30 protein-coding genes are annotated in these 23813 nt (G+C 71.9%); 10 read left to right on the top strand and 20 right to left on the bottom strand.

Features of this window, described 5'->3' with window-relative positions; translation table 11 throughout:
* Positions 1-4: 4 nt before the first annotated feature.
* Genes recG through ubiA form a run of 3 tightly spaced genes read left to right on the top strand, consistent with a single transcriptional unit; the run spans position 5 to position 3577 of the window.
* Entirely contained in the window at positions 5-2080 is a 2076-nt protein-coding gene (gene recG / locus HHAL_RS04930) for an ATP-dependent DNA helicase RecG (RefSeq protein WP_011813766.1), read from the top strand.
* A gap of 32 nt (positions 2081-2112) precedes the next feature.
* The gene (locus HHAL_RS04925; RefSeq protein WP_049751456.1) at positions 2113-2688 is read left to right on the top strand and encodes a chorismate--pyruvate lyase family protein; all 576 of its coding nucleotides are present in this window, start codon (positions 2113-2115) and stop codon (positions 2686-2688) included.
* A 1-nt stretch (position 2689) separates the two neighbouring features.
* Complete coding sequence (gene ubiA / locus HHAL_RS04920) at positions 2690-3577, top strand: 4-hydroxybenzoate octaprenyltransferase (protein ID WP_041595413.1); 888 nt, start codon at positions 2690-2692, stop codon at positions 3575-3577.
* A gap of 9 nt (positions 3578-3586) precedes the next feature.
* Here the strand turns inward: ubiA and HHAL_RS04915 are convergent, their stop codons facing one another.
* Entirely contained in the window at positions 3587-4303 is a 717-nt protein-coding gene (locus HHAL_RS04915; protein WP_011813763.1) for a ComF family protein, read from the bottom strand.
* A gap of 70 nt (positions 4304-4373) precedes the next feature.
* Between HHAL_RS04915 and bioB the strand changes: the two genes are divergently transcribed.
* From bioB to bioD, 5 genes are read left to right on the top strand one after another with little or no spacing between them, the layout of a single operon-like run.
* Positions 4374-5354: a biotin synthase BioB gene (gene bioB / locus HHAL_RS04910; protein ID WP_011813762.1), complete on the top strand. Its 981-nt coding sequence runs from the start codon at positions 4374-4376 to the stop codon at positions 5352-5354.
* A complete protein-coding gene (bioF, locus tag HHAL_RS04905; RefSeq protein ID WP_011813761.1) occupies positions 5351-6559 on the top strand; it encodes an 8-amino-7-oxononanoate synthase in 1209 nt (402 codons plus the stop codon). The genes bioB and bioF overlap by 4 nt, the downstream gene beginning before the upstream one ends.
* Positions 6556-7257, top strand: a complete 702-nt coding sequence (locus tag HHAL_RS04900; RefSeq protein WP_011813760.1) for an alpha/beta fold hydrolase — start codon at positions 6556-6558, stop codon at positions 7255-7257. Before bioF ends, HHAL_RS04900 begins: the two co-directional genes overlap by 4 nt.
* A gap of 2 nt (positions 7258-7259) precedes the next feature.
* A complete protein-coding gene (gene bioC / locus HHAL_RS04895) occupies positions 7260-8147 on the top strand; it encodes a malonyl-ACP O-methyltransferase BioC (RefSeq protein ID WP_011813759.1) in 888 nt (295 codons plus the stop codon).
* On the top strand, positions 8144-8854 hold the full coding sequence (gene bioD, locus HHAL_RS04890; protein WP_011813758.1) for a dethiobiotin synthase: 711 nt from the start codon (positions 8144-8146) through the stop codon (positions 8852-8854). The genes bioC and bioD overlap by 4 nt, the downstream gene beginning before the upstream one ends.
* Here bioD and HHAL_RS04885 read toward each other — a convergent pair.
* Complete coding sequence (locus tag HHAL_RS04885) at positions 8818-9282, bottom strand: gamma-glutamylcyclotransferase family protein (protein ID WP_011813757.1); 465 nt, start codon at positions 9280-9282, stop codon at positions 8818-8820. The genes bioD and HHAL_RS04885 overlap by 37 nt on opposite strands.
* Before the next feature lie 67 nt (positions 9283-9349).
* Here HHAL_RS04885 and HHAL_RS04880 point away from each other — a divergent pair, with 67 nt between their 5' ends.
* Positions 9350-9979 carry a YbhB/YbcL family Raf kinase inhibitor-like protein gene (locus tag HHAL_RS04880; protein WP_011813756.1) on the top strand — a complete coding sequence of 210 codons (630 nt, stop codon included), beginning with the start codon at positions 9350-9352 and terminating at the stop codon, positions 9977-9979.
* Positions 9980-10017: 38 nt separating this feature from the next.
* Here the strand turns inward: HHAL_RS04880 and HHAL_RS13440 are convergent, their stop codons facing one another.
* The 12 genes from HHAL_RS13440 to HHAL_RS04820 all read right to left on the bottom strand — a co-directional run bounded on the left by HHAL_RS13440 (position 10018) and on the right by HHAL_RS04820 (position 18191).
* Positions 10018-10188 (bottom strand): hypothetical protein, encoded by a 171-nt coding sequence (locus HHAL_RS13440; RefSeq protein ID WP_011813755.1) that lies wholly within the window; start codon positions 10186-10188, stop codon positions 10018-10020.
* Entirely contained in the window at positions 10185-10613 is a 429-nt protein-coding gene (locus HHAL_RS04870; protein ID WP_011813754.1) for a PilZ domain-containing protein, read from the bottom strand. The genes HHAL_RS13440 and HHAL_RS04870 overlap by 4 nt, the downstream gene beginning before the upstream one ends.
* 18 nt (positions 10614-10631) lie before the next feature.
* Positions 10632-11714, bottom strand: a complete 1083-nt coding sequence (zapE, locus tag HHAL_RS04865; RefSeq protein ID WP_011813753.1) for a cell division protein ZapE — start codon at positions 11712-11714, stop codon at positions 10632-10634.
* Positions 11715-11722: 8 nt separating this feature from the next.
* A complete protein-coding gene (locus tag HHAL_RS04860) occupies positions 11723-12169 on the bottom strand; it encodes a hypothetical protein (protein WP_011813752.1) in 447 nt (148 codons plus the stop codon).
* A gap of 9 nt (positions 12170-12178) precedes the next feature.
* Positions 12179-13105, bottom strand: coding sequence for a histone deacetylase family protein (locus tag HHAL_RS04855; protein WP_420842057.1), 927 nt, complete (start codon positions 13103-13105; stop codon positions 12179-12181).
* Complete coding sequence (locus tag HHAL_RS04850) at positions 13099-13785, bottom strand: spermidine synthase (RefSeq protein ID WP_011813750.1); 687 nt, start codon at positions 13783-13785, stop codon at positions 13099-13101. Before HHAL_RS04850 ends, HHAL_RS04855 begins: the two co-directional genes overlap by 7 nt.
* A 76-nt stretch (positions 13786-13861) precedes the next feature.
* On the bottom strand, positions 13862-14476 hold the full coding sequence (metW, locus tag HHAL_RS04845; RefSeq protein WP_011813749.1) for a methionine biosynthesis protein MetW: 615 nt from the start codon (positions 14474-14476) through the stop codon (positions 13862-13864).
* Entirely contained in the window at positions 14473-15621 is a 1149-nt protein-coding gene (gene metX, locus HHAL_RS04840; RefSeq protein WP_011813748.1) for a homoserine O-succinyltransferase MetX, read from the bottom strand. Before metX ends, metW begins: the two co-directional genes overlap by 4 nt.
* A 67-nt stretch (positions 15622-15688) precedes the next feature.
* A complete protein-coding gene (locus HHAL_RS04835) occupies positions 15689-15994 on the bottom strand; it encodes a DUF167 domain-containing protein (protein ID WP_011813747.1) in 306 nt (101 codons plus the stop codon).
* An 88-nt stretch (positions 15995-16082) separates the two neighbouring features.
* Entirely contained in the window at positions 16083-16661 is a 579-nt protein-coding gene (locus tag HHAL_RS04830) for a YggT family protein (protein WP_011813746.1), read from the bottom strand.
* Positions 16661-17491 carry a pyrroline-5-carboxylate reductase gene (proC, locus tag HHAL_RS04825; protein WP_011813745.1) on the bottom strand — a complete coding sequence of 277 codons (831 nt, stop codon included), beginning with the start codon at positions 17489-17491 and terminating at the stop codon, positions 16661-16663. Before proC ends, HHAL_RS04830 begins: the two co-directional genes overlap by 1 nt.
* A gap of 13 nt (positions 17492-17504) precedes the next feature.
* Entirely contained in the window at positions 17505-18191 is a 687-nt protein-coding gene (locus tag HHAL_RS04820) for a YggS family pyridoxal phosphate-dependent enzyme (protein ID WP_011813744.1), read from the bottom strand.
* 161 nt (positions 18192-18352) lie between these two features.
* Between HHAL_RS04820 and HHAL_RS12555 the strand changes: the two genes are divergently transcribed.
* Entirely contained in the window at positions 18353-19135 is a 783-nt protein-coding gene (locus HHAL_RS12555; protein ID WP_011813743.1) for a lytic transglycosylase domain-containing protein, read from the top strand.
* A 22-nt stretch (positions 19136-19157) separates the two neighbouring features.
* Here the strand turns inward: HHAL_RS12555 and trxA are convergent, their stop codons facing one another.
* Genes trxA through HHAL_RS04785 form a run of 6 tightly spaced genes read right to left on the bottom strand, consistent with a single transcriptional unit; the run spans position 19158 to position 23813 of the window.
* Complete coding sequence (gene trxA / locus HHAL_RS04810; protein WP_011813742.1) at positions 19158-20018, bottom strand: thioredoxin; 861 nt, start codon at positions 20016-20018, stop codon at positions 19158-19160.
* 23 nt (positions 20019-20041) lie between these two features.
* Positions 20042-21325, bottom strand: a complete 1284-nt coding sequence (locus tag HHAL_RS04805; RefSeq protein WP_011813741.1) for a dihydroorotase — start codon at positions 21323-21325, stop codon at positions 20042-20044.
* On the bottom strand, positions 21322-22308 hold the full coding sequence (locus HHAL_RS04800; protein ID WP_011813740.1) for an aspartate carbamoyltransferase catalytic subunit: 987 nt from the start codon (positions 22306-22308) through the stop codon (positions 21322-21324). Before HHAL_RS04800 ends, HHAL_RS04805 begins: the two co-directional genes overlap by 4 nt.
* Positions 22305-22817 (bottom strand): bifunctional pyr operon transcriptional regulator/uracil phosphoribosyltransferase PyrR, encoded by a 513-nt coding sequence (pyrR, locus tag HHAL_RS04795; RefSeq protein ID WP_011813739.1) that lies wholly within the window; start codon positions 22815-22817, stop codon positions 22305-22307. The genes HHAL_RS04800 and pyrR overlap by 4 nt, the downstream gene beginning before the upstream one ends.
* Positions 22814-23242 (bottom strand): Holliday junction resolvase RuvX, encoded by a 429-nt coding sequence (gene ruvX, locus HHAL_RS04790; protein ID WP_011813738.1) that lies wholly within the window; start codon positions 23240-23242, stop codon positions 22814-22816. Before ruvX ends, pyrR begins: the two co-directional genes overlap by 4 nt.
* Positions 23235-23813 carry a YqgE/AlgH family protein gene (locus HHAL_RS04785; RefSeq protein WP_011813737.1) on the bottom strand — a complete coding sequence of 193 codons (579 nt, stop codon included), beginning with the start codon at positions 23811-23813 and terminating at the stop codon, positions 23235-23237. Before HHAL_RS04785 ends, ruvX begins: the two co-directional genes overlap by 8 nt.

Below are 23813 nucleotides of genomic sequence, written 5' to 3'. Positions count from 1 at the left end.
GGCCGTGGACGGGGCACAGCGGCGGCTGACCAGCCTGCCGGGCGTCGGGCCGCGCCTGGCCGAACGCCTGGCACGGCTGGGCCTGCACACGGTGGGCGACCTGCTGCTGCACCGCCCCATCCGCTACGAGGACCGCACCCGACTGCGGCCCATCGGCGGCCTGCAGCCGGGCGAGCGGGTGCTGATCGAGGGGCGGGTGGAGTGGTCCGAGGTGGCACGGGGTCGGCGCAAGCGGCTGTTGTGCCGGCTTAGCGACGGCACCGGGCAGCTTGATCTGGTCTTCTTCCACTTCCATCCGCGCCAGGCCGAGCGCCTCAGCCGCGGCGTGGTGCTGCGCTGTTTCGGCGAGGTCCGGGCCGGCTACGGCGGCCTGCAAATGGCCCACCCGGAGCACCAGCGGGTGGCCCCCGGGGACGCCGACGGCCCCGGCGAGGAGGCCCTGACCCCGGTCTATGCCAGCACCGACGGCCTTCACCAGGGGCAGCTGCGCAAGCTGGTCGACGCCGCCCTGAGCCTCCTCCCCGGGGCGGCCCCGGAGTGCCTGCCCGATGCCGCTCGCGTGGATCCGCAGTGGCCGTCCCTGGCCGAGGCGCTGCGGACCGTCCACCGGCCGCCGCCGGAGGCCGACACCGAGACCCTGCTCGCCGGCACCCATCCCGCGGTGCGCCGCGTGGCCTGCGAGGAGCTCCTCGCCCACCACCTGACCCTGCGTCGCCGGCGCCAGGCGCTCCGCTCGGAGGCCGGCGCCCCGCCCTTGGACCAGGGCGAGGCGCTGGCCCAGCGTCTGCTGCAGAGCCTGCCCTTCGCGCTGACGGGTGCCCAGCAGCGGGTGGATGGCGAGCTGGCTGAAGACATGGCCCGCTCGATGCCGATGCTGCGCCTGCTCCAGGGCGACGTCGGCTCGGGTAAGACCGTGGTGGCGGCTCTGGCCTGCGCGCGCGCCGTCGGCAGTGGCTACCAGGCGGCGCTGATGGCGCCCACCGAGCTGCTCGCCGAGCAGCACTGCCGCAGCCTGCAGGGCTGGTTCCAGCCGCTGGGCGTGGAGGTCGCCTGGCTCTCCGGGGGTGCCCCGGCGGCCGAGCGCCGGGCGGCGCGTCAGCGCCTGGCCGAGGGGCGGGCCGGGATCGCCGTGGGCACCCACGCGCTGTTCCAGGAGGAGGTGCAGTTCCGCCGCCTGGGGCTGGTGGTGGTGGACGAGCAGCACCGCTTCGGGGTGCACCAGCGCCTGGCGCTCAAGGACAAGGGCGGTGGCGCCGAGCCGCATCAGCTGACCATGACCGCCACCCCCATCCCCCGGACGTTGGCCATGACCGCCTACGCCGACCTGGACGTCTCCTCGCTCGACGAGCGCCCCCCCGGGCGGACCCCGGTGAAGACGGTGGTGGTGGCCGAGCGGCGCCGCGCCGAGGTCATCGCGCGCATCCGCGCCGCCCTCGACGAGGGCCGCCAGGCGTACTGGGTCTGCACCCTGATCGAGGCCTCGGACGAACTCGAGGCCCAGGCTGCCGAGGATACCGCCGCGGAACTCGATCGGGCGGTGGGCGATGCCCACCGGGTGGCCCTGGTCCACGGCCGCATGTCCCCCGCGGAGAAGGAGCGCACCATGGCGGCCTTCGCCCAGGGCGAGGTGGCGCTGCTGGTGGCCACCACGGTGATCGAGGTGGGGGTCGACGTGCCTAACGCCAGTCTCATGGTCATCGATAACGCCGAGCGCCTCGGCCTGGCCCAGCTCCATCAGCTGCGCGGGCGGGTGGGCCGTGGTCGCGCGGCGTCGACTTGTGTGCTCATGTATCATGGGCCGCTGTCCGAGAGCGCCCGGCAGCGGCTCGCCGTGTTGCGAGAGACCGACGATGGGTTCGCCATCGCCCGGCGGGATCTGGACATCCGCGGCCCCGGGGAGCTGCTGGGCACCCGGCAAACCGGGGCGCTGAGCCTGCGCGTGGCCGACCTGCGCCGTGATGCGGACCTGCTGGAGGCGGTCCAGCAGGTGGGGGCCGAACTCCTCGAGCAGGCCCCGGGGACCGCCGAGCAGCTGATCCGTCGGTGGGTCGGCGAGGCCGAGCGCTATGGGCAGGTGTGACCGGTTCCGCAATGACGGGTGATGGATTCGCAGTGGCAAACGGGGTGAGGGAACACGCCGCCTGGCAGCCCCAGGCAGCAGCCTGGCGGCCCGGGGTGGCCGTGGTCCCGGGCCGGCCCGCGCCGGCGGTGCAGCGGTTGCTCACCGAGCGCGGCTCGTTGACGGCGCGTCTCGAGCGTCTGGGGCCGGTCCGCGTCCACGTGCTGCGCGAGGCCTGGCAGCGACCGGCCCCGGATGAGGGGGTCGCCCTCGAGCTCCCGGTGGGGCGACACGCCTGGTTGCGGGAGGTCGTGCTCGACTGCGAGGGTGGTCCGACCATCTACGCCCGCAGCATCGTGCCGGATCGTCTGCTCGGGCCGCTGGCGCGGCTGCCGCGGCTGGGCGAGCGCCCCCTGGGCCGACTGCTCTTCTCGGCGGCCGATGTGCAGCGTGGCCCGCTTGCGGTGGCGCGGCTCAGGGGCCGCGAGCCGCTGGTCCGCTGGCTGCGTGGCCACGGCCTGCCATCGCCGGCCGGGGGCTGGGCGCGGCGCTCGACGCTGTCCGTGGCCGGACGGCGGCTGCTGGTAACCGAAGTCTTTTTCCCGGAGGGTGTTGAGGGTGAGCGGTGAGGTGCATAGCGGGGAGCCATCCGGCCCGGGTCGGGTTGGCGAGCGCTTGCGGACTTATGCACAGCTGGCGCGGCTCGACCGGCCCATCGGCAACTTCCTGCTGCTCTGGCCGGTGCTCTGGGCGCTGTGGATCGCGGCGGCCGGCGTGCCCGATCTGGATCTGCTGGTCATCTTTACCCTCGGGGTGGTGGTCATGCGGGCCGCTGGCTGCGTCATCAACGACTTCGCCGATCGCCACATCGACGGCCACGTCAAGCGCACCCGGCAGCGGCCCTTCGCCACCGGCCGGGTCTCCGAGCGCGAGGCGCTGCTCCTGTTCGTGGTCCTCTGCCTGCTCGCCTTCGGTCTGGTCCTGCTGACCAACCCGCTGACCATCCTGATGTCCCTGGTGGCCGTGGTGCTGGCGGCCACCTACCCCTTCACCAAGCGCTACACCCACCTGCCCCAGGTCCACCTGGGGCTGGCCTTCGGCTGGGCCGTGCCCATGGTCTTTGCCGCGCAGACCGGAACGGTGCCGGTGGTGGCGTGGCTGCTGCTGATCGCCACCGTGCTCTGGGCCACCGTCTACGACACCATGTACGCCATGGTCGATCGGGACGACGACATCAAGATCGGCGTCAAGTCCACGGCCGTGCTCTTCGGTGACCTGGACCGGCTGATGATCGCTATCCTGCAGGGGCTGATGCTGCTGGCGATGGTGCAGGTCGGCCTGCACGTGGAGGCCAGCACGGCCTATTACCTGGGATTGGCCGGGGCCGCCGGCCTGTTCGCCTATCAGCAGTACCTGATCCGACGCCGCGAGCGCCAGGACTGCTTCCGTGCCTTCCTCAACAACGCCTGGCTCGGCGGCGTGGTCTTCGCTGGCCTGGCGGCCGATCTCCACCTCTAGACGCACCGGCTACGGGGTCCGCGCCACCGCCCACAGATCGACCCGGCCGACCCCGGCGTCGCGCAGGGCCTGCGCCGCCTCCTCGGCGGTCGCCCCGGTGGTCACCACATCGTCGAGCAGCGCCACGTGCCCCGGGAGAGGGCCGCGGCGGGCGGTAAACGCGCCGCGTATGTCGCTGCGCCGGGCCTGTGCGGTCCGGGTGGCCTGCCGGGCATCGCCGCGGCGCCGGCGCAGCCCCCGGCATAGGGGCAGGGGGCCGAGCTGGTGGCGTAGCGCCCGGGCCAGCTCCGCCGTCTGATCGAAACCGCGCTGGCGCAGCCGCCCGGCGTGCAGCGGTACCGGGGCCACGGCCTCGGGCAGAGGGGTGGCGTCCCGGCGCAGGGCGGCGGCGAGCAGCGCCCCCAGCAGCTGCCCGTCGGCCAGCCGGCCGCGGAACTTGAAGGCGGTGATCAGGCTCTCCACCGCCCCCTCGTAGCGCAGCGGTACCACGGCGTGCTGGAAGGCCGGAGGCCGCTGTCGGCACGGGCAGGGCGTGGTGCCGTCCGTCGGCAAGGCGCACTGCGGGCAACAGGGTGTGTTCCACGGCAGATCGGCCCGACAGCCACGGCACAGGTCCAGACCGTCGGAGCCGGCGGCATCGCACAGCCGACAGCGCGGCGGGTAGAGGGCAAGGGGAACATTTCGTATCCACTTGTTGACTGAGTGCATAGCGTCATAGTTGACCATGGTCGCCTCCTTGCTACCATAAGCGCCTCCTGCGCGGCACGCCCCGCGGTCAACCTGCAGTGAGCCGATCATGACTGAGACCGACACCTGGCACTGGGATCAGCCGCAGATCCACGCCTTGTTCGAGCTGCCCCTGCCGGAGCTGCTGTTCCGCGCCCAGGAAGTGCATCGCCGTCACTTTAACCCGGGGCAGGTCCAGGCCTGCACCCTGGTCTCGATCAAGACCGGCGCCTGCGCCGAGGACTGCACCTACTGCTCCCAGAGCGCGCGGTACGACACCGGCCTGGAGCGCGAGGCGCTGATCGATGTCGAGACCGTCCGCGAGGCGGCCCAGCGGGCTCGGGCCAGCGGGGCCACCCGGCTGTGCATGGGTGCGGCCTGGCGCGGCCCCAAAGACCGCGACCTGGAGACGCTGGTAGCCATGGTCCGGGCGGTTAAGGCCGAAGGCCTGGAGGCCTGCCTCTCTGCCGGCCTGCTCGCCGAGGGGCAGGCCGAGCGGCTGGCCGAGGCCGGGCTCGACTACTTCAACCACAACCTCGACACCTCGCCGTCGTACTACGACCAGGTGGTGACCACCCGCAGCTACGAGCAGCGGCTGCAGACGCTTGAGCGCATCCGCGACGCCGGGATGCGGGTCTGCTGCGGTGGCATCGTCGGCCTGGGGGAGGCGCGGGCGGACCGCGTCGAGATGCTCGCCACCCTGGCCAACCTGCCGGTGCCGCCGCAGAGCGTGCCGATCAACCGGCTGATCCCCATCCCCGGGACCCCGCTGGAGGCGGCCGAGCCGGTGGATCCGTTCGAGATCGTGCGCACCATCGCCGCCACGCGCCTGGTCCTGCCGCGCTCCTACGTCCGCCTGGCGGCCGGTCGCGAGCAGATGAGCGACGAGCTCCAGGCGCTGTGCCTGAGCGCCGGTGCCAACAGTCTGTTCCTCGGCGAGCGGCTGCTGACCACCGACAACCCGGACGCCGACGCCGACCATCGGCTGCTCCACCGCCTGGGCATGACCCTGGAGCCGCGCACCCACAGCTGCGCCGAGCTGGAGCCGTGAACCACCCGGCGGCCCGACTCGATGCGCGGTTGGCCCCGCGTCTTGCCGAGCGCCGCCAGGCCGGGCTCTATCGCTGCGCCGAAGCCCTAGAGGACTACGATGGCGCCACCGCCGTGCGGTCCGATGGCCAGCGCTGCACGGTCTTCTGCGGTAACGACTACCTGGGCCTGGCCGCCGATCCGCGCCCGGCTCGCGCCCTGGCCGAGCACGCCCGGCGCCAGGGCAGTGGTGCCGGCGCTGCGCACCTGGTCACCGGCCACCGCCCCGAGCACGAGGCGCTAGAGGCGGAGCTGGCGGCGTTCACCGGCCGGGAGGCGGCGCTGCTCTTCTCCACGGGCTACATGGCCAACCTCGGTGTCGTGACCACCCTGGTCCGGCGGGGCCAGGCGGTGGCCGAGGACCGGCTTAACCACGCCTCGCTGATCGACGCCGTGCGTCTGGCCGGCGGACGGCCACGCCGCTACCGCCACGCCGATCCCACTCACCTGGCCCAGCGCCTCGACGATCGCGCCCAGCTCGTGGTCACCGACGGGGTATTCAGCATGGACGGCGATGTGGCCCCCTTGCCCGAACTGGCCGCGGCGGCCGAGGCGACCGGCGCGGCGCTGGTGGTCGACGATGCCCACGGCCTGGGGGTGATCGGCCCGGAGGGCGGCGGCAGCGTCCCCGCCACCGGCTGTGCCCCGGAACGGGTGCCGGTGCTGGTGGGGACGCTGGGCAAGGCCTTCGGTACCTTCGGCGCCTTCGTCGCCGGCAGCCGGACCCTCATCGATGCCCTGCGCCAGTGGGCGCGCCCGTATATCTACACCACCGCGCCCCCGCCGGCGCAGGCGGCGGCGGCCCTGGAGGCGGTGCGCATCGCCCGGGCCGAGGGGTGGCGGCGCGAGCATCTGCAGGCGCTGATCGCCCGCTTCCGCAGCGGCGCCCGGCAGCTCGGTCTCCCGGTGCCACAGCCCGCGGGGCCAAGGACGCCGATCCAGCCGGTGCTGGTCGGCCCTAGTGCTACGGCCACCGCCTGGAGTGCCGAACTCGACCGCCGCGGGCTGCGCGTGGCGGCGATCCGTCCGCCGACGGTGCCGGCGGGGACAGCCCGGCTGCGCGTCAGCCTGACCGCCTGTCACAGTGAGGAGGATGTCGATCGGCTGCTGGAGGCCTTGGCCGCGGCGGCGCGCCAGGCCCCGCCCACCCTGGAGGCGCCGTCGTGACGCCGCTGCTGCTGGTGCCGGGGTGGTCGTTCGATGGTCGGGTCTTTGATCGCCTCCGGTCGGTGCTGGATACTCCGGCGCAGGTGGTCGAGCTGCCCGGCCACGGCGGGGCCGCCGATCCCCGCTACGAAGACCTCGCTGGGGTCGCCACGCCGGTGATCGATGCGGCCCCGGACGACGCCGTATGGGTGGGCTGGTCGCTGGGTGGCACCGTCGCCCTCGAGGCACTGCGCCGCGGCAAGCCCCTGCGCGGTGTGGCCCTGATCGGCGCGACGCCACGGTTTACCATGGATATCGACTGGCCCTGCGCCGTCCCCGCCGCGGAGCTGACGGCCATGCGAGCCGGTCTGGCGCGGAGTCCTGCCGCCACGGTGCGGCGCTTCCGTCGTCGGCTGGGGCAGGTCTCCGCCGCCGATGCAGCCGCCGTTACCGACCCCTGCACGGCGTCGCCGGTCGGGCTGGCGGCGGGGCTCGCCGCGTTGGCCGAGGCCGACCTGCGCCAGGCGCCGGCCGGAGCTGTGCCGTCGCTGTGGCTCGGCGGTGGCCAGGACCCGCTGGTGCCTCCGGCGGCGCTGCAGCGCGCGGCGGAGGGCTGCGACGGCCAGCTGCGGATCCTGGAGGGGGCCGGGCATCTGCCCCACTGCACCCACGCCACCGCAGTGGCGCAGACGATCCACGCTTTCCTTGAGGAGATCTGACCGTGAACCCAGGCGACGCCCAGTCGATTGATCGCCGCTGCGTGCGACGCAGCTTCGACGCCTCGGCGGAGCGCTACGACGAGGTCGCCGTGCTCCAGCGCGAGGTCGCCGATCGCCTGCTCGAGCGGCTCGAGCCGGTCCGGGTCCATCCGCGCCGGGTCCTCGACCTCGGCGCGGGCACCGGCTACGCCACGCGCGGGCTCCTGCGACGCTACCGCAAGGCCGAGGTCCACGCCGTGGATCTGGCCCCGGCCATGCTGCAGCGTGTGCGCCGCCGGGCCCCCTGGCTGCGCCGTCCGCGGTGCGTCTGCGCCGATCTTCACGCCCTGCCGTACCCCGACGACAGCTTCGAGCTGGTCTTCTCCAACCTGGCCCTGCAGTGGGCAGAGGACCTGCCCACCGCCCTGCGCGAACTGCAGCGGGTGACGGCCCCGGAGGGGGCGGTGATGTTCGCCACCTTCGGGCCGGAGACCCTGCACGAGCTGCGCGGAGCCTGGGCCGAGGTGGGGGATCAGGCCCGCGTCCACCGGTTTGCGGACAAGCACGACGTGGGCGACCGCATGCTCGAGGCGGGCTTCGTCGATCCGGTCCTCGACGGCGAGTCGTTCACGCTGACCTACGCCCAGCCGCGCGAGGTGATGCGCGATCTCAAGGCCCTGGGGGCCTCCAACGCCGACCCCGGCCGCCCCCGCGGCCTGCTCTCGCCCCACCGCCTGGCCCGCGTGGAGGCTGCCTACCGTCTGGCCTGGCGCCAGCCCGACGGCCGTGTGCCGGCCACCTACGAGGTGGTCTACGGGCACGCCTGGGGGATGGGCGGAACCCCGCAGCGGGCCGATGACACCGGCGAGGTCCGGCTCGACGTCCACGGCATCCGGCGGAGGCGGCGATGAGCGCGGGGCAGGCGCACGGCGCTGATCCGGCCGGGGTGTTCATCACCGGCACCGACACCGGCGTCGGCAAGACGGTCTACGCCGGCGGGCTGATCCGTCTGCTGCAGCGCCACCAGATCCCGGTGGCGGCCATGAAGCCGGTGGCCGCCGGGTGCCGGCGCACCGCCGAAGGGCTGCGCAACGACGACGCCGAGCAGCTGAAGGCGCTGATCGATCCGGCGCTGCCCTACGAGACCGTCAACCCGTGCGCCCTGGAGGCGGCCGCGGCCCCCCATCTGGTGGCCGACGAGCAGGGGCTGTCCATCGATGGCGCCGGGCTGGTGGCCGCGGCCCGGGCGTTGGCGCAGACGCGCTTCACCGTGGTCGAGGGGGCCGGCGGCTGGCGGGTGCCCCTGGGGCCAACGCAGGACATGGCGGCGCTGGCGCGGGGGATCGGTCTGCCGGTGGTGCTGGTGGTCGGCGTTCGGTTGGGGTGTCTGAACCACGCCCTGCTCAGCGCCGAGGCGATCCGCGCCGACGGCTTGGTCCTGGCCGGTTGGGTGGCGTGTGAACTGGACGCCGACGACCCGCGGCGGGATGCCCAGATCGCCAGCCTGGATGCGCGGCTGCCGGCGCCCCGGCTCGGGCGCATCCCCGTCCTCCAGGAGCCCACGCCGGAGCAGGTGGCCGATTACCTGGAGCCGCCCCCCGGGGTGTTGGAGGCGTAGGCCGGCCGCGCCTGGACATGCCGATGCCAGTCGCCCCTCTCCACGAAGCGAGCGTAGGGCGGCACCCGGTTGATCCAGTAGATCTGACAGGTCAGGGGGCTGTCTGGGTCGGTGGCCGGGTGGACAGCCACCTCCTCGCGGCGGTACATCCCCGCGCGCGGTCGCTGCGGATCGCAGTCCTCGTAGGGATCGAGGACGCGGAAGACCCGGCGCGGGTCGAGGACGGTGAGGATCACCCCGCGTACCCAGGCCTCGCGGGTGTCCCGGGGGAGGCGGGGGACGGCGCCCGGGAACGGCCCCAGGTCGTAGAGGCGTCCGGGGACCCAACCGTCATCGACGCGCTCGGTGTAACGCTGGATGGCTGCCTGGACCTGCGGGTCGTCGGCCCCCGCGAGGATGGTGCCGTACGCGAACAGTCGCTGTTGCATCGTCACGCTGCGCCTGCCGGCTTTACAATCCCTGCGAGGGTAACCCAAACAGCAGGAGGGGCAAGCTATGCGCCTGACCAGTCAGAGCCTCACCGACGGGCAACCGGTCCCCGAGGCGTACGCCTTCGGCATCCCGGACGCCGACAACCACATGGCCCTGGGCCGTAACGTCAGCCCCCATATCGGATGGTCGGATCTGCCGGCCGGGACCCGGTCGCTGGTGCTGGTCTGCCACGACCCGGATGCGCCGAGCCACGCCGGCGATGTGAACCGGGAAGATCGGGAGATCCCCTCGGATCTGCCGCGGGTCGACTTCTACCACTGGCTGCTGGTGGATGTCGATCCGGCCCTGGGCGAGCTGGCCGAGGGCGCCTTCTCCGAGGGGGTGCTCCCCGGTGGCAAGTACGTGCCCGAAGGGCCCCACGGCACCCGCCAGGGGGTCAACGACTACACGGATTTCCTGGCCGGCAGTGACGAGATGCGCGGGACCTATTACGGCTACGACGGGCCCTGCCCGCCGTGGAACGATTCGATCCCGCACCGCTACGTCTTCACCCTCTACGCCCTCGACGTGGGGCAGGCGCCGGTGGAGGCGGGCTTCCGCGGGCCCGATCTGCTCGAGGCCATCCGCCCGCACATCCTCGATCAGGCCAGCATCACCACCACCTACAGCCTCAACCCCCGCGTTCCGGCGTAGGCAGGGGGCCCGGGGGCCGCGCGGTCCCCGGGCCGGTTTCAGTCCTGCCCGTAGGGGTTATTCATGACGTCGAACCACCGCCGATGGTGCTCGGCGGCCTGCTCGCGCCAGCGCTTCACCTCCTCCCGGGAGTGTTTCTCGCGGATGCGGTGATCGGACAGCGAACGCGGGTCGTCGTCCTGGGGGTGCTTGTCGGGATCGGCGCTCATGCCTGTCCTCCTGTTTCGTCCTCATCGTCCACCCCGGCCAGCAGGCCGAGGTCGTGCAGCAAGCCCTCGATGGCGCTGCGGGTCGCCTCGTCCAGGCCCACGAACCGGACCCCGGTGGCCGTGTAGGCCGGGTTCAGATCCGGTGCCGACCAGCGCGCCTCGACGGTGACGTCGATGCGGACATCGCCGGCGATCTCGCTGCCCGGCTCACCGCGGATCTGCAGCTGCAGGCGCTGGCCGGGGGTGAAGGCGCGGTTGCCGATGAGCAGCAGTCCGTCGGCCGATAGATCGCCGAGCACACCAAGCCGGCCCCCGTCGTTGCCATCGTGGACCGGTAGATAGTAGAGCAGGTGCGAGCGTTTTTCCCCGCGCCGCAAACGTTGGATTTGCGGCCGGTAGCCGGTCTTGCCGCCGCTCTGGTTCATGGCGATCTCTCCTTGGCTTCAGGGGCGATGGGGCTCGGCCAGATAGTCGTGGCTTTGCATCTCGTGGAGGCGGCTGGCGGTACGCTGGAACTCGAAGCCCAGCCGGCGGCCGGCGTAGAGCGCCTCCGGGGTGACGGCCGCCGAGCAGATCAGGTTGACGCGCCGCTCGTAGAGCTCATCGATGAGCGCAATCCAGCGCCGCGCCTCGTCCTCGCAGCTGGCATCGAAGCGCGGCACGTCGCTGACCAGCACGGTGTGGAACAGCCGCGCCAGCTCGATGTAGTCCGAGGCGCCGCGCGGGCCGCTGCACAGTGCTGCGAAATCGAACCAGGCGATGCCGTCGGCGCAGCGCCGGGCGGGGACCGGTCGCCCCTCGATGTCCAGCGTCAGGTTGGCCCGCCCCGGCTCCGGGGCCAGTTGCACGAATCGCTCCTCCAGGCTGTCGTCGTGGTCGCCGGCGGGGCCGATCCAGTAGACCGGGGCCTGCTCCAGGCGCTCGAGCCGGTAATCCCGGCCGCCGTCCAGGCCCACCACCCGGCAGTGGCGCTTGAGGGCATCGATGGCGGGCAGGAAGCGGGCCCGTTGCAGGCCGTCCCGGTAGAGGTCGTCCGGGGGCACGTTGGAGGTGGCGACCAAGGTGACGCCCACGCCGATCAGCTGTTCGAGCAGCCGGCCGAGGATCATGGCGTCGGCGATGTCGCTGACGTGGAATTCATCGAAGCACAGCACCCGATGCTCGGCGGCGAAATCCCGGGCAAGGCGGCCGAGTGGGTCGCGATGGTCGCGGAGCTGGTGCAGGGCATCGTGAGTGCGCCGCATGAAGTGGTGGAAGTGCAGGCGCTCTTTATCCGCAAAGGGCAGGGCGTCGAAGAAGGCGTCCACCAGGTAGGTCTTGCCGCGGCCCACCGGGCCGTGGAGGTAGAGGCCGGGGGCGGCGGTGTTCGGCCGGCGGCGCAGCCAGCCCAGCCAGCGGTCGCCGGTCGGTTGCCTGCTCAGCTCGTCGTGGAGCGACTGCAGGGCCTGGACGGCGCGCTGCTGGGCCGGGTCGGGGTGGATGACGCCTCGGGCCAGATCGTCCTGGTAGCGGGTCTGAACCGGCATGGGCGGGCTTAGACGGTCAGGTCCAGGCGGCCGCCACGGCCGAGCACGTCGGGCTGCGCCATGGCCTGGACCTCGACCAGCTGTTGCAGGCCCCGGGGCAGGTCCTCGGTGTCCGGGCGGGGGCTGTAGTGGCCGCTGCCGGCTTGACCGCCCCCGGCGTGCAGGCCGGCCTGGGGTGTGAGGCTGCGCTCCTGGCCGTCGAAGCGGGCGGCGATCAGCTCGGGCGGCTGGAAACCGCCCACCCCGCCGGCTTGCGGTGACGGTGGTCCCACGTTGCCACTGGCCAGGCCCTCGGTGGGCTGGGCCGGGGGACGGACCAGGGGGCTGCTACGGGCGGCCTCGGCGTGGCGGGCAAAGTCCGGCTGCCCGGCAGCCGGGGGCTGCTGGGTACGCTGCCCCCCGCGCAGGCGTTCAGCGGGGTTAAGGTACGGGCTCCGGTTCGCCTCCACGTGCATGCCGTTAGCCTACATCATCAGCGCCTCGAGGTGGGCCGCGGCGCAGCGGCCGACCACGGAGGTGTTGTAGCCGCCCTCGAGGACCGAGACCACCCGCCCCTGGCAGTGGCGCTTGGCCACGTCCACCAGCTCTCGGGTGGCCCAGGCGAAGTCGGTCTCGTCCAGTTGCAGGGTGGCCAACGGATCGGAGCGGTGGGCATCGAAGCCCGCCGAGATCAGAATCAGCTCCGGCTGCAGATCCTCCAGCGCGGGGAGGATGGTCCCCGTGAAGGCCTCACGGAAGGCCTCGGAGCCGTCGCCGTCGGCCAGGGTGGCGTTGACGATATTCGCCGGGGCGTCGCTGCCCGGAGTGCCGGTGCCGGGGAACAGCGGGTGCTGGTGGGTCGAGAAGTAGTAGAACCCCGGGCGGCCGCGGCTGATCGCCTCGGTGCCGTTGCCGTGGTGGACGTCGAAATCGATCATCGCCACCCGCTGCAGGCCGTAGTGCGCCACCGCGTGGCCGGCGCCGACGGCGATGTTGTTGAAGAAGCAGAAGCCCATGGCGCGGTCCGGCTCGGCGTGGTGGCCGGGTGGGCGCACCGCGCAGAAAACCCGCTGCGCCTTGCCCGAGAGCACGCCGTCGACCCCGTGGCAGACGGCCCCGGCGGCCCGCCGGGCGGCCTCGCCGGTGGCCGGGCAGAGCCGGGTGTCCGGGTCGATGTGCCGGGCCCCTTCGGCGGGGACGCTATCGAGCAGCGAGCGTACGTAGGTCGGGTCGTGGGCCAGCTCTAGCTGCTCGACCGTCGCCAGCGGTGCCTCCTCGCGCAGGACGTACTCGAAGGTGGCGTGCTGCAGCGCCTGCAGGATGGCCTGCAGGCGCGCGGCGCTCTCCGGGTGGCCGGTGCCGGCGTCGTGCTCGAGGCACTGGGGGTGGGTGATCAGCCAGGTCGTCACGATTCCTCCCGCGGGATGCGCGCCCAGGCAAAGACCCAGGGCACATCGAAGGACGGCACCTCGTCCTCCCAGTCACCCCAATCAACGAAGGTGTGCGCCAGGCCCGCACGGATCTCCTCGCGCAGGCCGGGTTCGTCGGCGCCACAGCACTGCATGCCCAGCACCCCGCCGGGGCGCAGCCGGGCCGAGACCTTGGCGAGGATCTCGCGGATGTACTCAGTGCGCGGCTGGTCCTCGCGGACCGGGTCCATGGTCAGGTCGTAGATGATGCCGTCCCAGCGCTCCTCGGCGTCGAGGTAGGCGAAGGCGTCGCCGACCACCACCTCGGCGCCGGGGCGGTCGAAGGCGTCGCCGCAGAGATCCGGCAGATACTGCCGCGACAGCTCGATGACCTCGCCGTCGATATCCACCAGCACCGCCCGGCGTGCCCCGGCGTCGAGCAGGGCGCGCAACACCCCGCCGTCGCCACCGCCGAGGATGAGCACATCGCCCAGCGCATTCGACTCGCGCAGGGGACGGGTGATCGCCTGGTTGTAGGGGTCGTCGGCGTTCGCGATCTGGAGGTCGTCGTCGAGGTAGAGCAGGTGCCCCACCGCCGGATCGTGGGCGATCACGATCTCCTGGTAAGCGGAGCGGCGCCGCTCGACGACGGTCTGGTTGTAGCGCACGTACTCGGGCTGCATAGACTTCCCGGTTGCCTGCCAGGTGAGACCGCGGACGGGCCGCCGTAGTGCGGCGACCGCCCACCCCTGCCCGATTCTACAGCGACTCGCTGCCGCGTACGAAGCGGTAGATGGCCACCTCGCCGAGGAGGTTCGGCGCCAGGTCGATGAACGGCGTGGAACGGTGCGCCCGGTCGAGCAGGCGTCGCTCGCGGATCTGCACGCCCATGGTGGCGCACAGCCGCTCGAAGTCGCGCACCGTGCACAGGTGGATGTTGGGCGAGTTGTACCAGGCGTTGGGCAGGGCCGGGCTGCGCGGCATGCGCCCCTTCAGCAGCAACTGCATACGCAGCCGCCAGTAGCCGATGTTGGGGAAGGTCACGATGCCGTGGCGACCGACGCGCAGCATATCCTCGAGGAGCTTGTCCGGGTAGCGCACCGCCTGGACGGTCTGGCTCATGATGACGTGGTCGAAGCTGTCGCGGTGGAAGTCGTCCAGCCCCTCGTCCAGGTCGGCGCGCACCACGTTGACGCCGCGGTCCATACACCGGGTGACCTTGCGCGGGTCGATCTCCAGCCCGTAGGCGGTCACACCCTTGCGCTGGACCAGGTAGTGGAGCAGCGTGCCGTCGCCGCAGCCCAGGTCGAGCACCCGGGAGCCCGGCTCGATCCATTCGGCGACGATCTCTAGCTCGCGGCGCAGCGGATTCACGCCCCCACCTCCCGGGCGACGTTGCCCATGTAGGCGGAGAAGGCCTCCAGGTAGCGCTGGATGGGCATCAGGAAGGCGTCGTGGCCCTGGGTGGCCTCGATCTCCATGTAGCTGACTGGCTTGTTGTGCTCCAGCAGCGCGCGGAGGATCTCGCGCGAGCGCGCCGGGGCGAAGCGCCAGTCGCTGGAGAAGGAGAGCAGCAGCGTCGAGCACTGGATGTGGGCCAGGGCTGCCGAGAAGTCGTCATCGTGGTCGGCGGCCGGGTCGAAGTAGTCGAGGGCCTTGGTCATCAGCAGGTAGGTGTTGGCGTCGAAGTCCTGCACGAAGCGCTGCCCCTGGTAGCGCAGGTAGCTCTCGACCTCGAAATCCACCTGCTCGAAGTCGAAGCTCATGTCGCCACGCAGGTCGCGGCCGAACTTCGCGCGCATGGCGTCGTCCGAGAGGTAGGTGATGTGGCCGAGCATGCGCGCCACCGCCAGCCCCCGCCGGGGCGAGACGCCGTAGTCGTAGTAGCGCCCGCCGTGGAACTCCGGGTCGCTCATAATCGCCTGCCGGGCGACCTCGTTGAAGCCGATGTTCTGGGCCGACAGCCGCGGAGCGGCGGCGATGACGATGGCGTGGCGCAGGCGCTCGGGGTAGTCGATGGCCCACTGCATCGCCTGCATGCCGCCCAGGCTGCCGCCGGCCACCGCCGCCCACTGACGGATACCCAGCTCGTCGGCCAGGCGCGCCTGGCTGCGCACCCAGTCGCGCACGGTGACGATGGGGAACTGGTCGCCGTAGGGTTTGCCGGTCTCCGGGTTGATGCTCGCCGGTCCGGTGGAGCCGTGGCAGCCGCCCAGGTTATTGCTGCAGACGACGAAGAAGCGATTGGTGTCCAGGGGCTTGCCCGGGCCGATACACGTCTCCCACCACCCCGGTTTGCGATCGTGCTCGGAGTGGTAACCGGCGGCGTGGTGATTGCCGGAGAGGGCGTGGCAGACCAGGATGGCGTTGGTGCCCTCGCGATTGAGCTCGCCGTAGGTCTCGTAGACCAGCTCATAACGGGGCAGCTCCCTCCCGCAGACGAGCGGCAGGGGCTCCTCGAAGGTGGCCTTGTGCTGGGTCACCAGTCCGACAGAGTCGGTTGGCGGGCTTCTGACCATGACGCTTCCGCTCGCTGAGCAATAGCCGTGCAGTCTAGCGAGCCGGCTATGGCTGGGACAAGCCGCCTCAGGGTGCCGGCGGCTCCCCCGGGTGCGGCAGCCCGGCCGGCCACTGCTTGGGCGCGGTGATGCGCACCGTCTTGTCGCGGCTGCGCTCGCCACGCAGCAGCGACACCGCCGACTTGGCGACACCGAACTGCCGGGCCAGCAGCTTGCGCAGGGCGGTGTTGGCCTTGCCGTCCACCGGTGGGGTGTTGAGGCGCACGCGCAACCGCTCGCCCTCGACGTCCAGCGACTCGCGTTTGGCCCGAGGGGTGACGCGGACGTGCACCAGCCAGGCGTCTTGTTCCGGGTCCGGGGTGATCCAGGGCATGGCGTCGGCGATACCGGTTCGTGGGGGCGATGGGGCCGCGGCGGCGGCGAGGCCGCCGGCGTCTCCGGCGGCCTCGGGAGCGGGGTGGCTACATCGGCAGCGGCACCTGGCCCCGCAGCGGATAGACGGTGAGCATCCGCACCACGTGGATCAGCACCAGGGCGATCAGCGGCGACAGGTCCAGCCCGCCCATGTCCGGCAGGAAGGAGCGAATCGGCCGCAGGATCGGGCTGACCAGCTGGTGAAGCAGATGCAGCCCCGGGTGGCTGGCGGTGGGGTTGACCCAGCTGACGATCACGCCGATGAGGATGAGGATCGTGTAGAGGTTCAGGAGCAGGCCCAGCAACCGGCCCACGGTCTCGATGGCCAGCGGCCCGAGTGGCGGCTGCTGCCCGTAGGCGAGCAGGAAGATGATGTACAGCGCCGCCAGTTGCAGGACGAACATCAGGACGATGGCCGCCAGGTCGATGCCGCCCACCCCGGGGATGATCCGGCGCAGGGGGTTGAGCACCGGCGAGGTGGCGCGCACCAGGAACTGCGAGATCGGGTTGAAGAAGTCGGCCCGCGCCGTCTGCAGCAGGAAACGCAGCATCACCGCCAGGATGTAGAGTGAGAAGGCGGTGGCGATCAGGAAGATCAGGGCGTCGGCGAAGTGGTTGGATTCCATTACTGCTCCCCTAGCAGGTTGCCAAGCTCATCGGCACGGCTGGCGGCGGCCTCGGCCGCCCGCTGCAGCGCACCGCGCAGATCGGACGCTTCGAGGACTTCCAGGGCGCGCTCGGTGGTGCCCCCTGGTGAGGTCACCCGCTGACGCAGCTGCGCCGGCGGATCGTCGGATTCGAGGGCCATGCGGGCGGCCCCGGTGGCCGTCTCCAGGGTCAGCAGCCGTGCCGTCTCGCGGTCCAGGCCGAGTTCGACCCCGGCCTCCTCCAGCGCCTCCATGACCAGGAAGAAGTACGCCGGGCCGCTGCCGGAGATGGCGGTGACCGCATCCATCTGCTGCTCGTTCTCCAGCCAGCGGGTCTGGCCCACGGCGCGCAGCAGGGTCTCGGCCAGGTCGCGTTGCGCCTCGCTGGTGTGCTCGTTGGCGTAGAGCGCCGTGGCGCCGCTCTGCACCAGCGAGGGGGTGTTGGGCATGGTGCGCACGATGGCTGTGCCGGCGCCCAGCCACCGCTGCAGGTCGCCCAGGCGAATGCCGGCGGCGATGGAGATCGCCACCGCGCCGTGGTTGGCGATGATCGGCCCGAGGGCCTCGGCCACGCCGCGCATGACCTGCGGCTTGACCGCCAGGATCACCGCATCGGCGCCCTCGGCGGCGGTGGCGTTGTCCGCGCAGGTCGCGATGCCCAGCTCGCCGGCGAGACGTTCGCGGCGCTCGGTGTCGGGCTCGCTGGCGACGATATGGGTGGCCGGGTAGCCATCGGCGATCAGCCCGCCGATCAGCGAGCGGGCCATGTTGCCGCCTCCGATGAAGGCGATCCGCGCATCCTGGGCCATGGTGACTCCTCCTCTATTCGCGCGGTCCGAAGATCGCGGTACCGATCCGTACGATGGTGGCCCCCTCGGCGATGGCCGCCTCGAGGTCTGCCGACATACCCATCGACAGCGTATCCAGTCCGTGGTGGCCGCCCTCGCGCAGTGCCTGCTGGAGTTCGCGCAGCCGGGCCAGGGGGCGGCGCTGCGCATCGAACCCCTCCGCCGGGGCGGGGAGGGCCATCAGCCCGCGCAGGCGCAGCTGCGGCAGGCGGTCCACGGCGGCAGCGAGGTCTCCGACGTCGTCCGGGAGACAGCCGGCCTTCTGCGGCTCCTCGCTGATATTGACCTGCAGGCACACGTTGAGGGGTGGGTGGTCCGGCGGGCGCTGCTCGCTGAGCCGCCGGGCGATCTTGGCCCGATCGACGGTGTGGACCCAGTCGAACCGTTCCGCCACCTCGCGGGTCTTGTTGGACTGCACGCCCCCGATAAAGTGCCACTCCAGCGCCAGATCAGCCAGCTCGGCCTGCTTCTCGGTGGCCTCCTGCAGGTAGTTCTCGCCGAAGGCGTGCTGCCCGGCGGTGTACGCCGCGCGCATGGCGGCCGCGGAGTGGCGTTTGCTGACCGCCAGGATCTGTACGCTGCCGGCCGGGCGGCCGCAGTCGGCCTCGGCGGCGCGTACGCGCTCCTGAACGGCCGCGAGGCGGGTGGCAATCTCGCTCATGACCCCTCGGATCCCGTCTATGCTGTTTGGAAGAACCGGCCCTGGGAATGATACGGGGCGCTGACTGCCGCGTCGAACCGCGCCACGGGCGGGGCCCGCTCCTGTCGGTTACCCGTGTTACAGTAGGGAAATTGGCACGGCTTCGTGGAAGGGGGTGCGTCATGCGTATGCACGCCAACTGGCTCATCGGCGGCTGCAGCCTGGTGCTTGCCTCGTTCGGGGCGTACCACCTGCACCACTCGCCGTGGGCGGCCGAGCGCGGCGGCGGCGCCACGGCCGGCGTCGGCGACTCCGAGCAACTCGAGCGCCTGCGCGCCTCGGCGGGGATGCCCGAGGTCTCCCGCGCGGTGGTCGAGACCATTGTCGAAGACCGCCAGGCCGAGCGTCACCTGGAAGTCGGCTCCAACCGCGTCATCCCCCGCAAGCGCCTGGATGAGCTGGTGGACGAGGCGGCCGAGGTGACCGGCCTCAGCGCCGATCTGATCCGCGCCGTCGTGCGCACCGAGAGCGACTACCGCCCGGGGGTGGTGAGCAGCGCCGGCGCCGTCGGTCTGATGCAGGTCCGCCCGGTGGCGGCGGTGGACGTCGGTGATCGGGTGCCCGAGTGGCTGGAGCGCTTCAGCGAGCGCGAGGGGCTGGAGATCGAGGACGAGGATCTGGCCGACCCGCGGCTGAATGTCCTCATCGGCAGCCACTACCTGGCCCATCTCCACGAGCGCTACGCCAGCTACGGCGAGCCGATGGCCACCTGGCTGAGCCTGGCCGCCTACAACTGGGGGCCCGGGAACGTCTATCGCAACCTGCTCTCCAATCCCAACCTGCAGACCCTCGAGGACCTGCGCTGGCTGCTGCACCGCCGGGCCCCGTACGAGACCCGGGCCTTCATCGACCGAGTGCTGGAGCGCAGCGGCGCGGCAGGCGAGGAGGCCGGCGAGGCCATCTGACCCCGCCGGCGCGCCCCCACGGTCAATGGAGCAGCTGGAATAGCCGCTGGCGGTAGCGGCGGGCCTCCGGGTGCTCCGGGCCGAGCATGCCGAGCACCTGCAGCGCCACCTGGTGGGCCTCGTCGCGGCGCTCGCGGTCGCGCTGGACCAGATGCAGCAGGTGATCGAGGGCCTCCAGCTCGCCGCCGGCGACCACCAAGCGCAGGGCGAGCTCCAGGCGGGCCTGGCCGTCCCCGGCGTCGGCCTCCACACGCTGCTCCAGCGTCTCGAGCGGGGGCAGGTCGCGCACCCGCTCGGCGAACTCCTTGCGGGCCAGGATGCCCTGGGCGCGGGGGTCCTGCTGGTCGTTGGTGGAGAGCCCCTCAATCAGGGTGAAGGCCTCGTCGGCGTCGCCGCTCTGCAGCAGCGCACGGGCCAGGTCGATGGTCACCCCGGCGTCATCGGGGCGCTGCTCCCGGGCGGCCCGCAGGTAGGGGACGGCCTCGGCGGAGCGGCCCTCGCTCATCAGCTCGCGGGCCTGCTCGTAGGGGTCGGCCTCAGGCGCTTCCACGTACTGACCCAGCCATTGGCGCAGCTCCCCCTCGGGGACCGCTCCCATGAACTGGTCCACCGGCTGGCCCTCCTTGACCAGCAGGGCGGTGGGCAGGCTCTGCACCCCGACCTGCGCAGCCAGCTGCTGCTGCTGATCGCAGTCCACCTTGGCCAGGCGGAAGCCGCCCTTGTACTCGTCGGCCAGCTTCTCCAGCAGCGGGCTGAGGGTCTTGCAGGGCTCGCACCACTGCGCCCAGAAGTAGATCAGCACAGGCTGCTGCATCGAGGCATCGATGGCCTGTTCCTTGAAGTTCTCGACGGTGACGTCGACGACGTTGGGCGATGCGCTCACGGTTGCCTCCGAATCGGTTCGGTTCACGGGGTGCGCGGGTAGACGATGCGCCCGGCGACCAGGGTGGCGGTGGTGCGTCCGGCCAGCTCCTGGCCCAGGACCAGGGAGTTGCGGCCACGGCTATGCAGGCTCTCCGGGGTTACCCGCCAGGTCTGCTGCGGATCGACGACGGCCACATCGGCCGCCGCCCCCGGTGCCAGGGTGCCGGCCTCCAGACCGAGGGACCGGGCTGGCCCCAGGGTGACCCGGTGGATCGCCTCGGTGAGGGATAGTAGGCCCTCGTCGACCAGCCGCAGGGTCAGGCCGAGCAGGGTGTCGACACCGCTGACTCCAGGCTCGCTATCGGCGAAGGGGCAGATCTTGGCGTCGGGGTCATGGGGCTGGTGATCCGAGCAGATGGCGGTGATCGCCCCCTCGGCCACCGCCCGACGCAGCCCGTCGCGGTCCTGGCCGGTGCGCAGTGGCGGGCGCACGTGGGCGGCGGTGTTGTAGGCGTCGCACTCGTGCTCGGTGAACAGCAGCTGGTGGACGGCCACATCGGCGGTCACCGGCAGCTGCGCGCGGCGCGCGTCGGCGACCATGGTAGCGGCGCGGGCCGTGGACAACCGGCCCAGGTGGACCGGGTTGCCGCTCTCCTCGACCAGGGCCAGGATCCGGCCCACTGCGGCGGTCTCGGTGGCCGCCGGCTGCCCGGGCAGCCCGAGACGGGTGGCCGTCTCGCCCTCGTGGACGCGGCCGCTGTCGGCCAGGTTGGGGTCCTCGGGGGTGAGGATCACCGGTAGCGAGAAGGTGGCCGCGTAGTCCAGGGCGCGGCGCAGGATCAGGGTATTAGCCACCGGCTGCCCACCGTCGGCCACCGCCGGGCAGCCGGCGTCGCGCAGCGCGGCCATCTCGGCCAGATACTCGCCACCGAGTTCGCGGGTCAGGGCGCCAAGGGGCCGCACCCGGGCGGCGTCGGCTGCCTGCGCGCGGCTGTGGATCAGCTCCACCACCGAGGGGGTGTCCACCGCCGGACGGGTGTCCGGGGGTACGAGCAGCGTGGTAATGCCCCCGGCCGCTGCCGCCCGGCTCTCCGGGACGATGCCGCCCTTGCGCGTGGCGCCGGGCTCGCGTAGCCGCGCGGCCAGGTCCACCAGGCCGGGGATGACCAGTTGCCCCGTGGCATCGATGACCTGGTCGGCGGTGAACCCCTCGGGGGCCGCGCCCACGGCGAGGATCCGCCCCTCGGCGATGAACAGGTCACGTGGTTCGTTCAGGCCGCTGGCCGGGTCGATGACGTGCCCGCCGTGGATGTGTATCCGGCTCAACTCGACGCCTCCTCGATCGGTTCCGCGGGCGCCTCGCCGTGCCCGCCCAGGACGATGGACATGACCGCCATGCGCACCGCGATACCGTTGGTGACCTGGCGCAGGATCACCGAGCGGGGACCGTCGGCCACCTGCGGATCGAGTTCGACGCCCCGGTTGACCGGACCCGGGTGCATGACGATGGCCTCCGGGTGGGTGCGCTCCAGGCGTTGTTCGGTCAGACCGTAGCGCGAGAAGTACTCGCTCTCGCTCGGTAGCAAGGCGCCGCGCATGCGCTCGCGCTGGAGGCGGAGCATGATCAGCACGTCGGCGCCGTCGAGCCCGGCATCCATGTCCTCATAGACCCGCACGCCCAGGCGCTGGATATCCCGCGGCAGCAGCGTGCGCGGCCCGATCACCCGCACCTCGCCGGCGCCGAGGCCGAGCAGGGCGTGGATCTGCGAGCGGGCCACCCGCGAGTGGAGGATATCGCCGACAATGGCGATGGTCAGCGGCTCCAGGGGGCCCTTCTCGCGGCGGATGGTGAAGGCGTCAAGCAGCGCCTGGGTGGGGTGGGCGTGGCGCCCGTCGCCGGCGTTGATCACCGCCACCCCGGGGGCGACGTGGCGGGCGATGAATTCGGCGGCGCCACTGTCGGCGTGGCGGACCACGAAGGCGTCGCACTGCATCGCCTCGAGATTGCGCAGCATGTCCAGCAGGCTCTCCCCCTTGCTGGTGGAGGAGGTGGCGACGTCGATGTTGAGCACGTCGGCCGAGAGCCGCTGGGCGGCCAGCTCGAAGGTGGTGCGGGTGCGGGTACTCGGCTCAAAGAAGAGGTTGATGATGGTCCGTCCGCGCAGCAGCGGCACCTTCTTCACCGACTTGCCAAGGACCCCGGAGAACGACTCGGCGGTATCGAGGATGCGGGTCAGCAGCTCGCGGGGCAGCCCCTCGGTGGTAACCAGGTGGCGCAGCTGCCCCTGGGGGTCGAGTTGCACGCTCACGGCGTCTCTCCTTCCAGCATGAAGCGCAGCGGCTCCGGGCCGCGCAGCTTGAGTCGCTGCTCGGCGGGCAGATCGAGTCGCGTGCCGATCACATCCGGCTGGATGGGTAGCTCGCGCCCGCCACGGTCGACCAGGACGGCCAATAACACCCGCCGCGGCCGGCCGTAGTCGAACAGGGCGTTGAGGGCCGCCCGGGTGGTGCGGCCGGTGTGGATGACGTCGTCGACCAGCAGCACAGCGCGTCCGTCCAGGGTGACTGGGACTTCGGAGGTCTGGACCGCCGCCTTGAGCCCCGAGGTCGCGTAGTCGTCGCGGTGGAAGGCGACCTCCAGGGTGCCCACCGGCGGTCGCGCCCCGAGGCGGTCGTGGAGGCCGCGGGCCACCCAGACCCCGCCCGTGTGCACGCCGACGAGGATCGGCGAGCGGATACCGCGGCGCTCCAGTTCGGTGTTGATGTCCGCGGCCGTGGTGTCGAGGAGTTCCGGGACGTCGATCTCGGCGTCTGTCATGCCACCCCTTGCTGGGCAAAGAAGGTCTCGAGGATGACCGCGGCCGCCTCGGCGTGTACCGCGTGCGGATCGCGCTGGCGTTGCCGCGGGTCGAGCCGCTCCTCCGCGACGTGGGAGGAGAGGCGTTCGTCGACGGTGTGCACCGGCAGGCCGAAGCGCCCGTGCAGCCGGCCGGCCAGGCGCCGGGCCAACTCGGTGCTGTCGGCATCGCTGCCGTCGGCGTGGCTGGGCAGTCCCACCACCAGCGCCTCGGGGGTCCACTGGGCGAGCAGCTCGGAGACAGCCTCCCAGTCCGGCTGACCGTGGCGCGCCGGCAGGGTGGTCAGGCCGCGGGCCGTCCCTAACAGCGCCTCGCCGACGGCCACCCCGATATGCCGCGCCCCGGGATCGAAGCCGAGCAGCGTGCCGCCGGGCGGCTCAGGCATGGCCGCTTTCCGAGGAGAGCAGCGCGATGTCCACACCCAGTTGCGCTGCCGCCGCGCGCCAGCGCTGGTTGGTGTCGGTATCGAAGATGACCCGGGCCTCGGCGGGGCCGGAGAGCCAGGCGTTCTGCGCCAGCTCCTCTTCCAGCTGCCCGGCCCCCCAGCCGGCGTAACCCAGCGCCACCAGGAAGCGCTCGGGGCCCTCGCCCCGCGCCAGGGCGGCGAGGATGTCCCGCGAGGTGGTCAGGGCCACGCCCTCGCAGACGGGGGTGGTGGCGTTCCACTGCTCGCCCTCGGGGTGGAGGACAAAGCCGCGCTCGCGCTGCACCGGACCGCCGGCGAAGACGACCTGATCCTCCGGGCAACCGTCGGTGATCTCCAGCTCCAGATGGCGGAACAGATCGCCGAGGGTGACCTCGGTGGGTCGGTTGACGACGATGCCCATGGCCCCGTCTTCGGTGTGCTCGCAGAGCAGGGTGACGGTCTGCGCGAAGTTCGGGTCGTCCAGGGCTGGCATGGCGATCAGGAACTGACTGCCCAGCTGGTCTCCACCTTGTCCGGTTTGCTCGCTCAT

Source organism: Halorhodospira halophila SL1, assembly GCF_000015585.1.
GTDB lineage: Bacteria > Pseudomonadota > Gammaproteobacteria > Nitrococcales > Halorhodospiraceae > Halorhodospira > Halorhodospira halophila.
This window is presented reverse-complemented; position numbering and strand designations above follow the sequence as displayed.

What these genes read in the sequence shown, in the direction of transcription:
- HHAL_RS04885 (WP_011813757.1), bottom strand. Translation starts at nt 9,282, where the DNA reads ATGCAACAGCGACTGTTCGCGTACGGCACCATCCTCGCGGGGGCCGAC.
- HHAL_RS04860 (WP_011813752.1), bottom strand. Translation starts at nt 12,169, where the DNA reads ATGCACGTGGAGGCGAACCGGAGCCCGTACCTTAACCCCGCTGAACGC.
- HHAL_RS12555 (WP_011813743.1), top strand. Translation starts at nt 18,353, where the DNA reads ATGCGTATGCACGCCAACTGGCTCATCGGCGGCTGCAGCCTGGTGCTT.
- ruvX (WP_011813738.1), bottom strand. Translation starts at nt 23,242, where the DNA reads ATGCCTGAGCCGCCCGGCGGCACGCTGCTCGGCTTCGATCCCGGGGCG.
- proC (WP_011813745.1), bottom strand. Translation starts at nt 17,491, where the DNA reads ATGGCCCAGGATGCGCGGATCGCCTTCATCGGAGGCGGCAACATGGCC.
- HHAL_RS04785 (WP_011813737.1), bottom strand. Translation starts at nt 23,813, where the DNA reads ATGAGCGAGCAAACCGGACAAGGTGGAGACCAGCTGGGCAGTCAGTTC.
- HHAL_RS04830 (WP_011813746.1), bottom strand. Translation starts at nt 16,661, where the DNA reads ATGGAATCCAACCACTTCGCCGACGCCCTGATCTTCCTGATCGCCACC.
- metX (WP_011813748.1), bottom strand. Translation starts at nt 15,621, where the DNA reads ATGGTCAGAAGCCCGCCAACCGACTCTGTCGGACTGGTGACCCAGCAC.
- zapE (WP_011813753.1), bottom strand. Translation starts at nt 11,714, where the DNA reads ATGCCGGTTCAGACCCGCTACCAGGACGATCTGGCCCGAGGCGTCATC.
- pyrR (WP_011813739.1), bottom strand. Translation starts at nt 22,817, where the DNA reads ATGACAGACGCCGAGATCGACGTCCCGGAACTCCTCGACACCACGGCC.
- HHAL_RS04870 (WP_011813754.1), bottom strand. Translation starts at nt 10,613, where the DNA reads ATGAACCAGAGCGGCGGCAAGACCGGCTACCGGCCGCAAATCCAACGT.
- HHAL_RS04820 (WP_011813744.1), bottom strand. Translation starts at nt 18,191, where the DNA reads ATGAGCGAGATTGCCACCCGCCTCGCGGCCGTTCAGGAGCGCGTACGC.
- HHAL_RS04850 (WP_011813750.1), bottom strand. Translation starts at nt 13,785, where the DNA reads ATGCAGCCCGAGTACGTGCGCTACAACCAGACCGTCGTCGAGCGGCGC.
- HHAL_RS13440 (WP_011813755.1), bottom strand. Translation starts at nt 10,188, where the DNA reads ATGAGCGCCGATCCCGACAAGCACCCCCAGGACGACGACCCGCGTTCG.
- HHAL_RS04915 (WP_011813763.1), bottom strand. Translation starts at nt 4,303, where the DNA reads ATGGTCAACTATGACGCTATGCACTCAGTCAACAAGTGGATACGAAAT.
- HHAL_RS04880 (WP_011813756.1), top strand. Translation starts at nt 9,350, where the DNA reads ATGCGCCTGACCAGTCAGAGCCTCACCGACGGGCAACCGGTCCCCGAG.
- HHAL_RS04835 (WP_011813747.1), bottom strand. Translation starts at nt 15,994, where the DNA reads ATGCCCTGGATCACCCCGGACCCGGAACAAGACGCCTGGCTGGTGCAC.
- bioD (WP_011813758.1), top strand. Translation starts at nt 8,144, where the DNA reads ATGAGCGCGGGGCAGGCGCACGGCGCTGATCCGGCCGGGGTGTTCATC.
- bioB (WP_011813762.1), top strand. Translation starts at nt 4,374, where the DNA reads ATGACTGAGACCGACACCTGGCACTGGGATCAGCCGCAGATCCACGCC.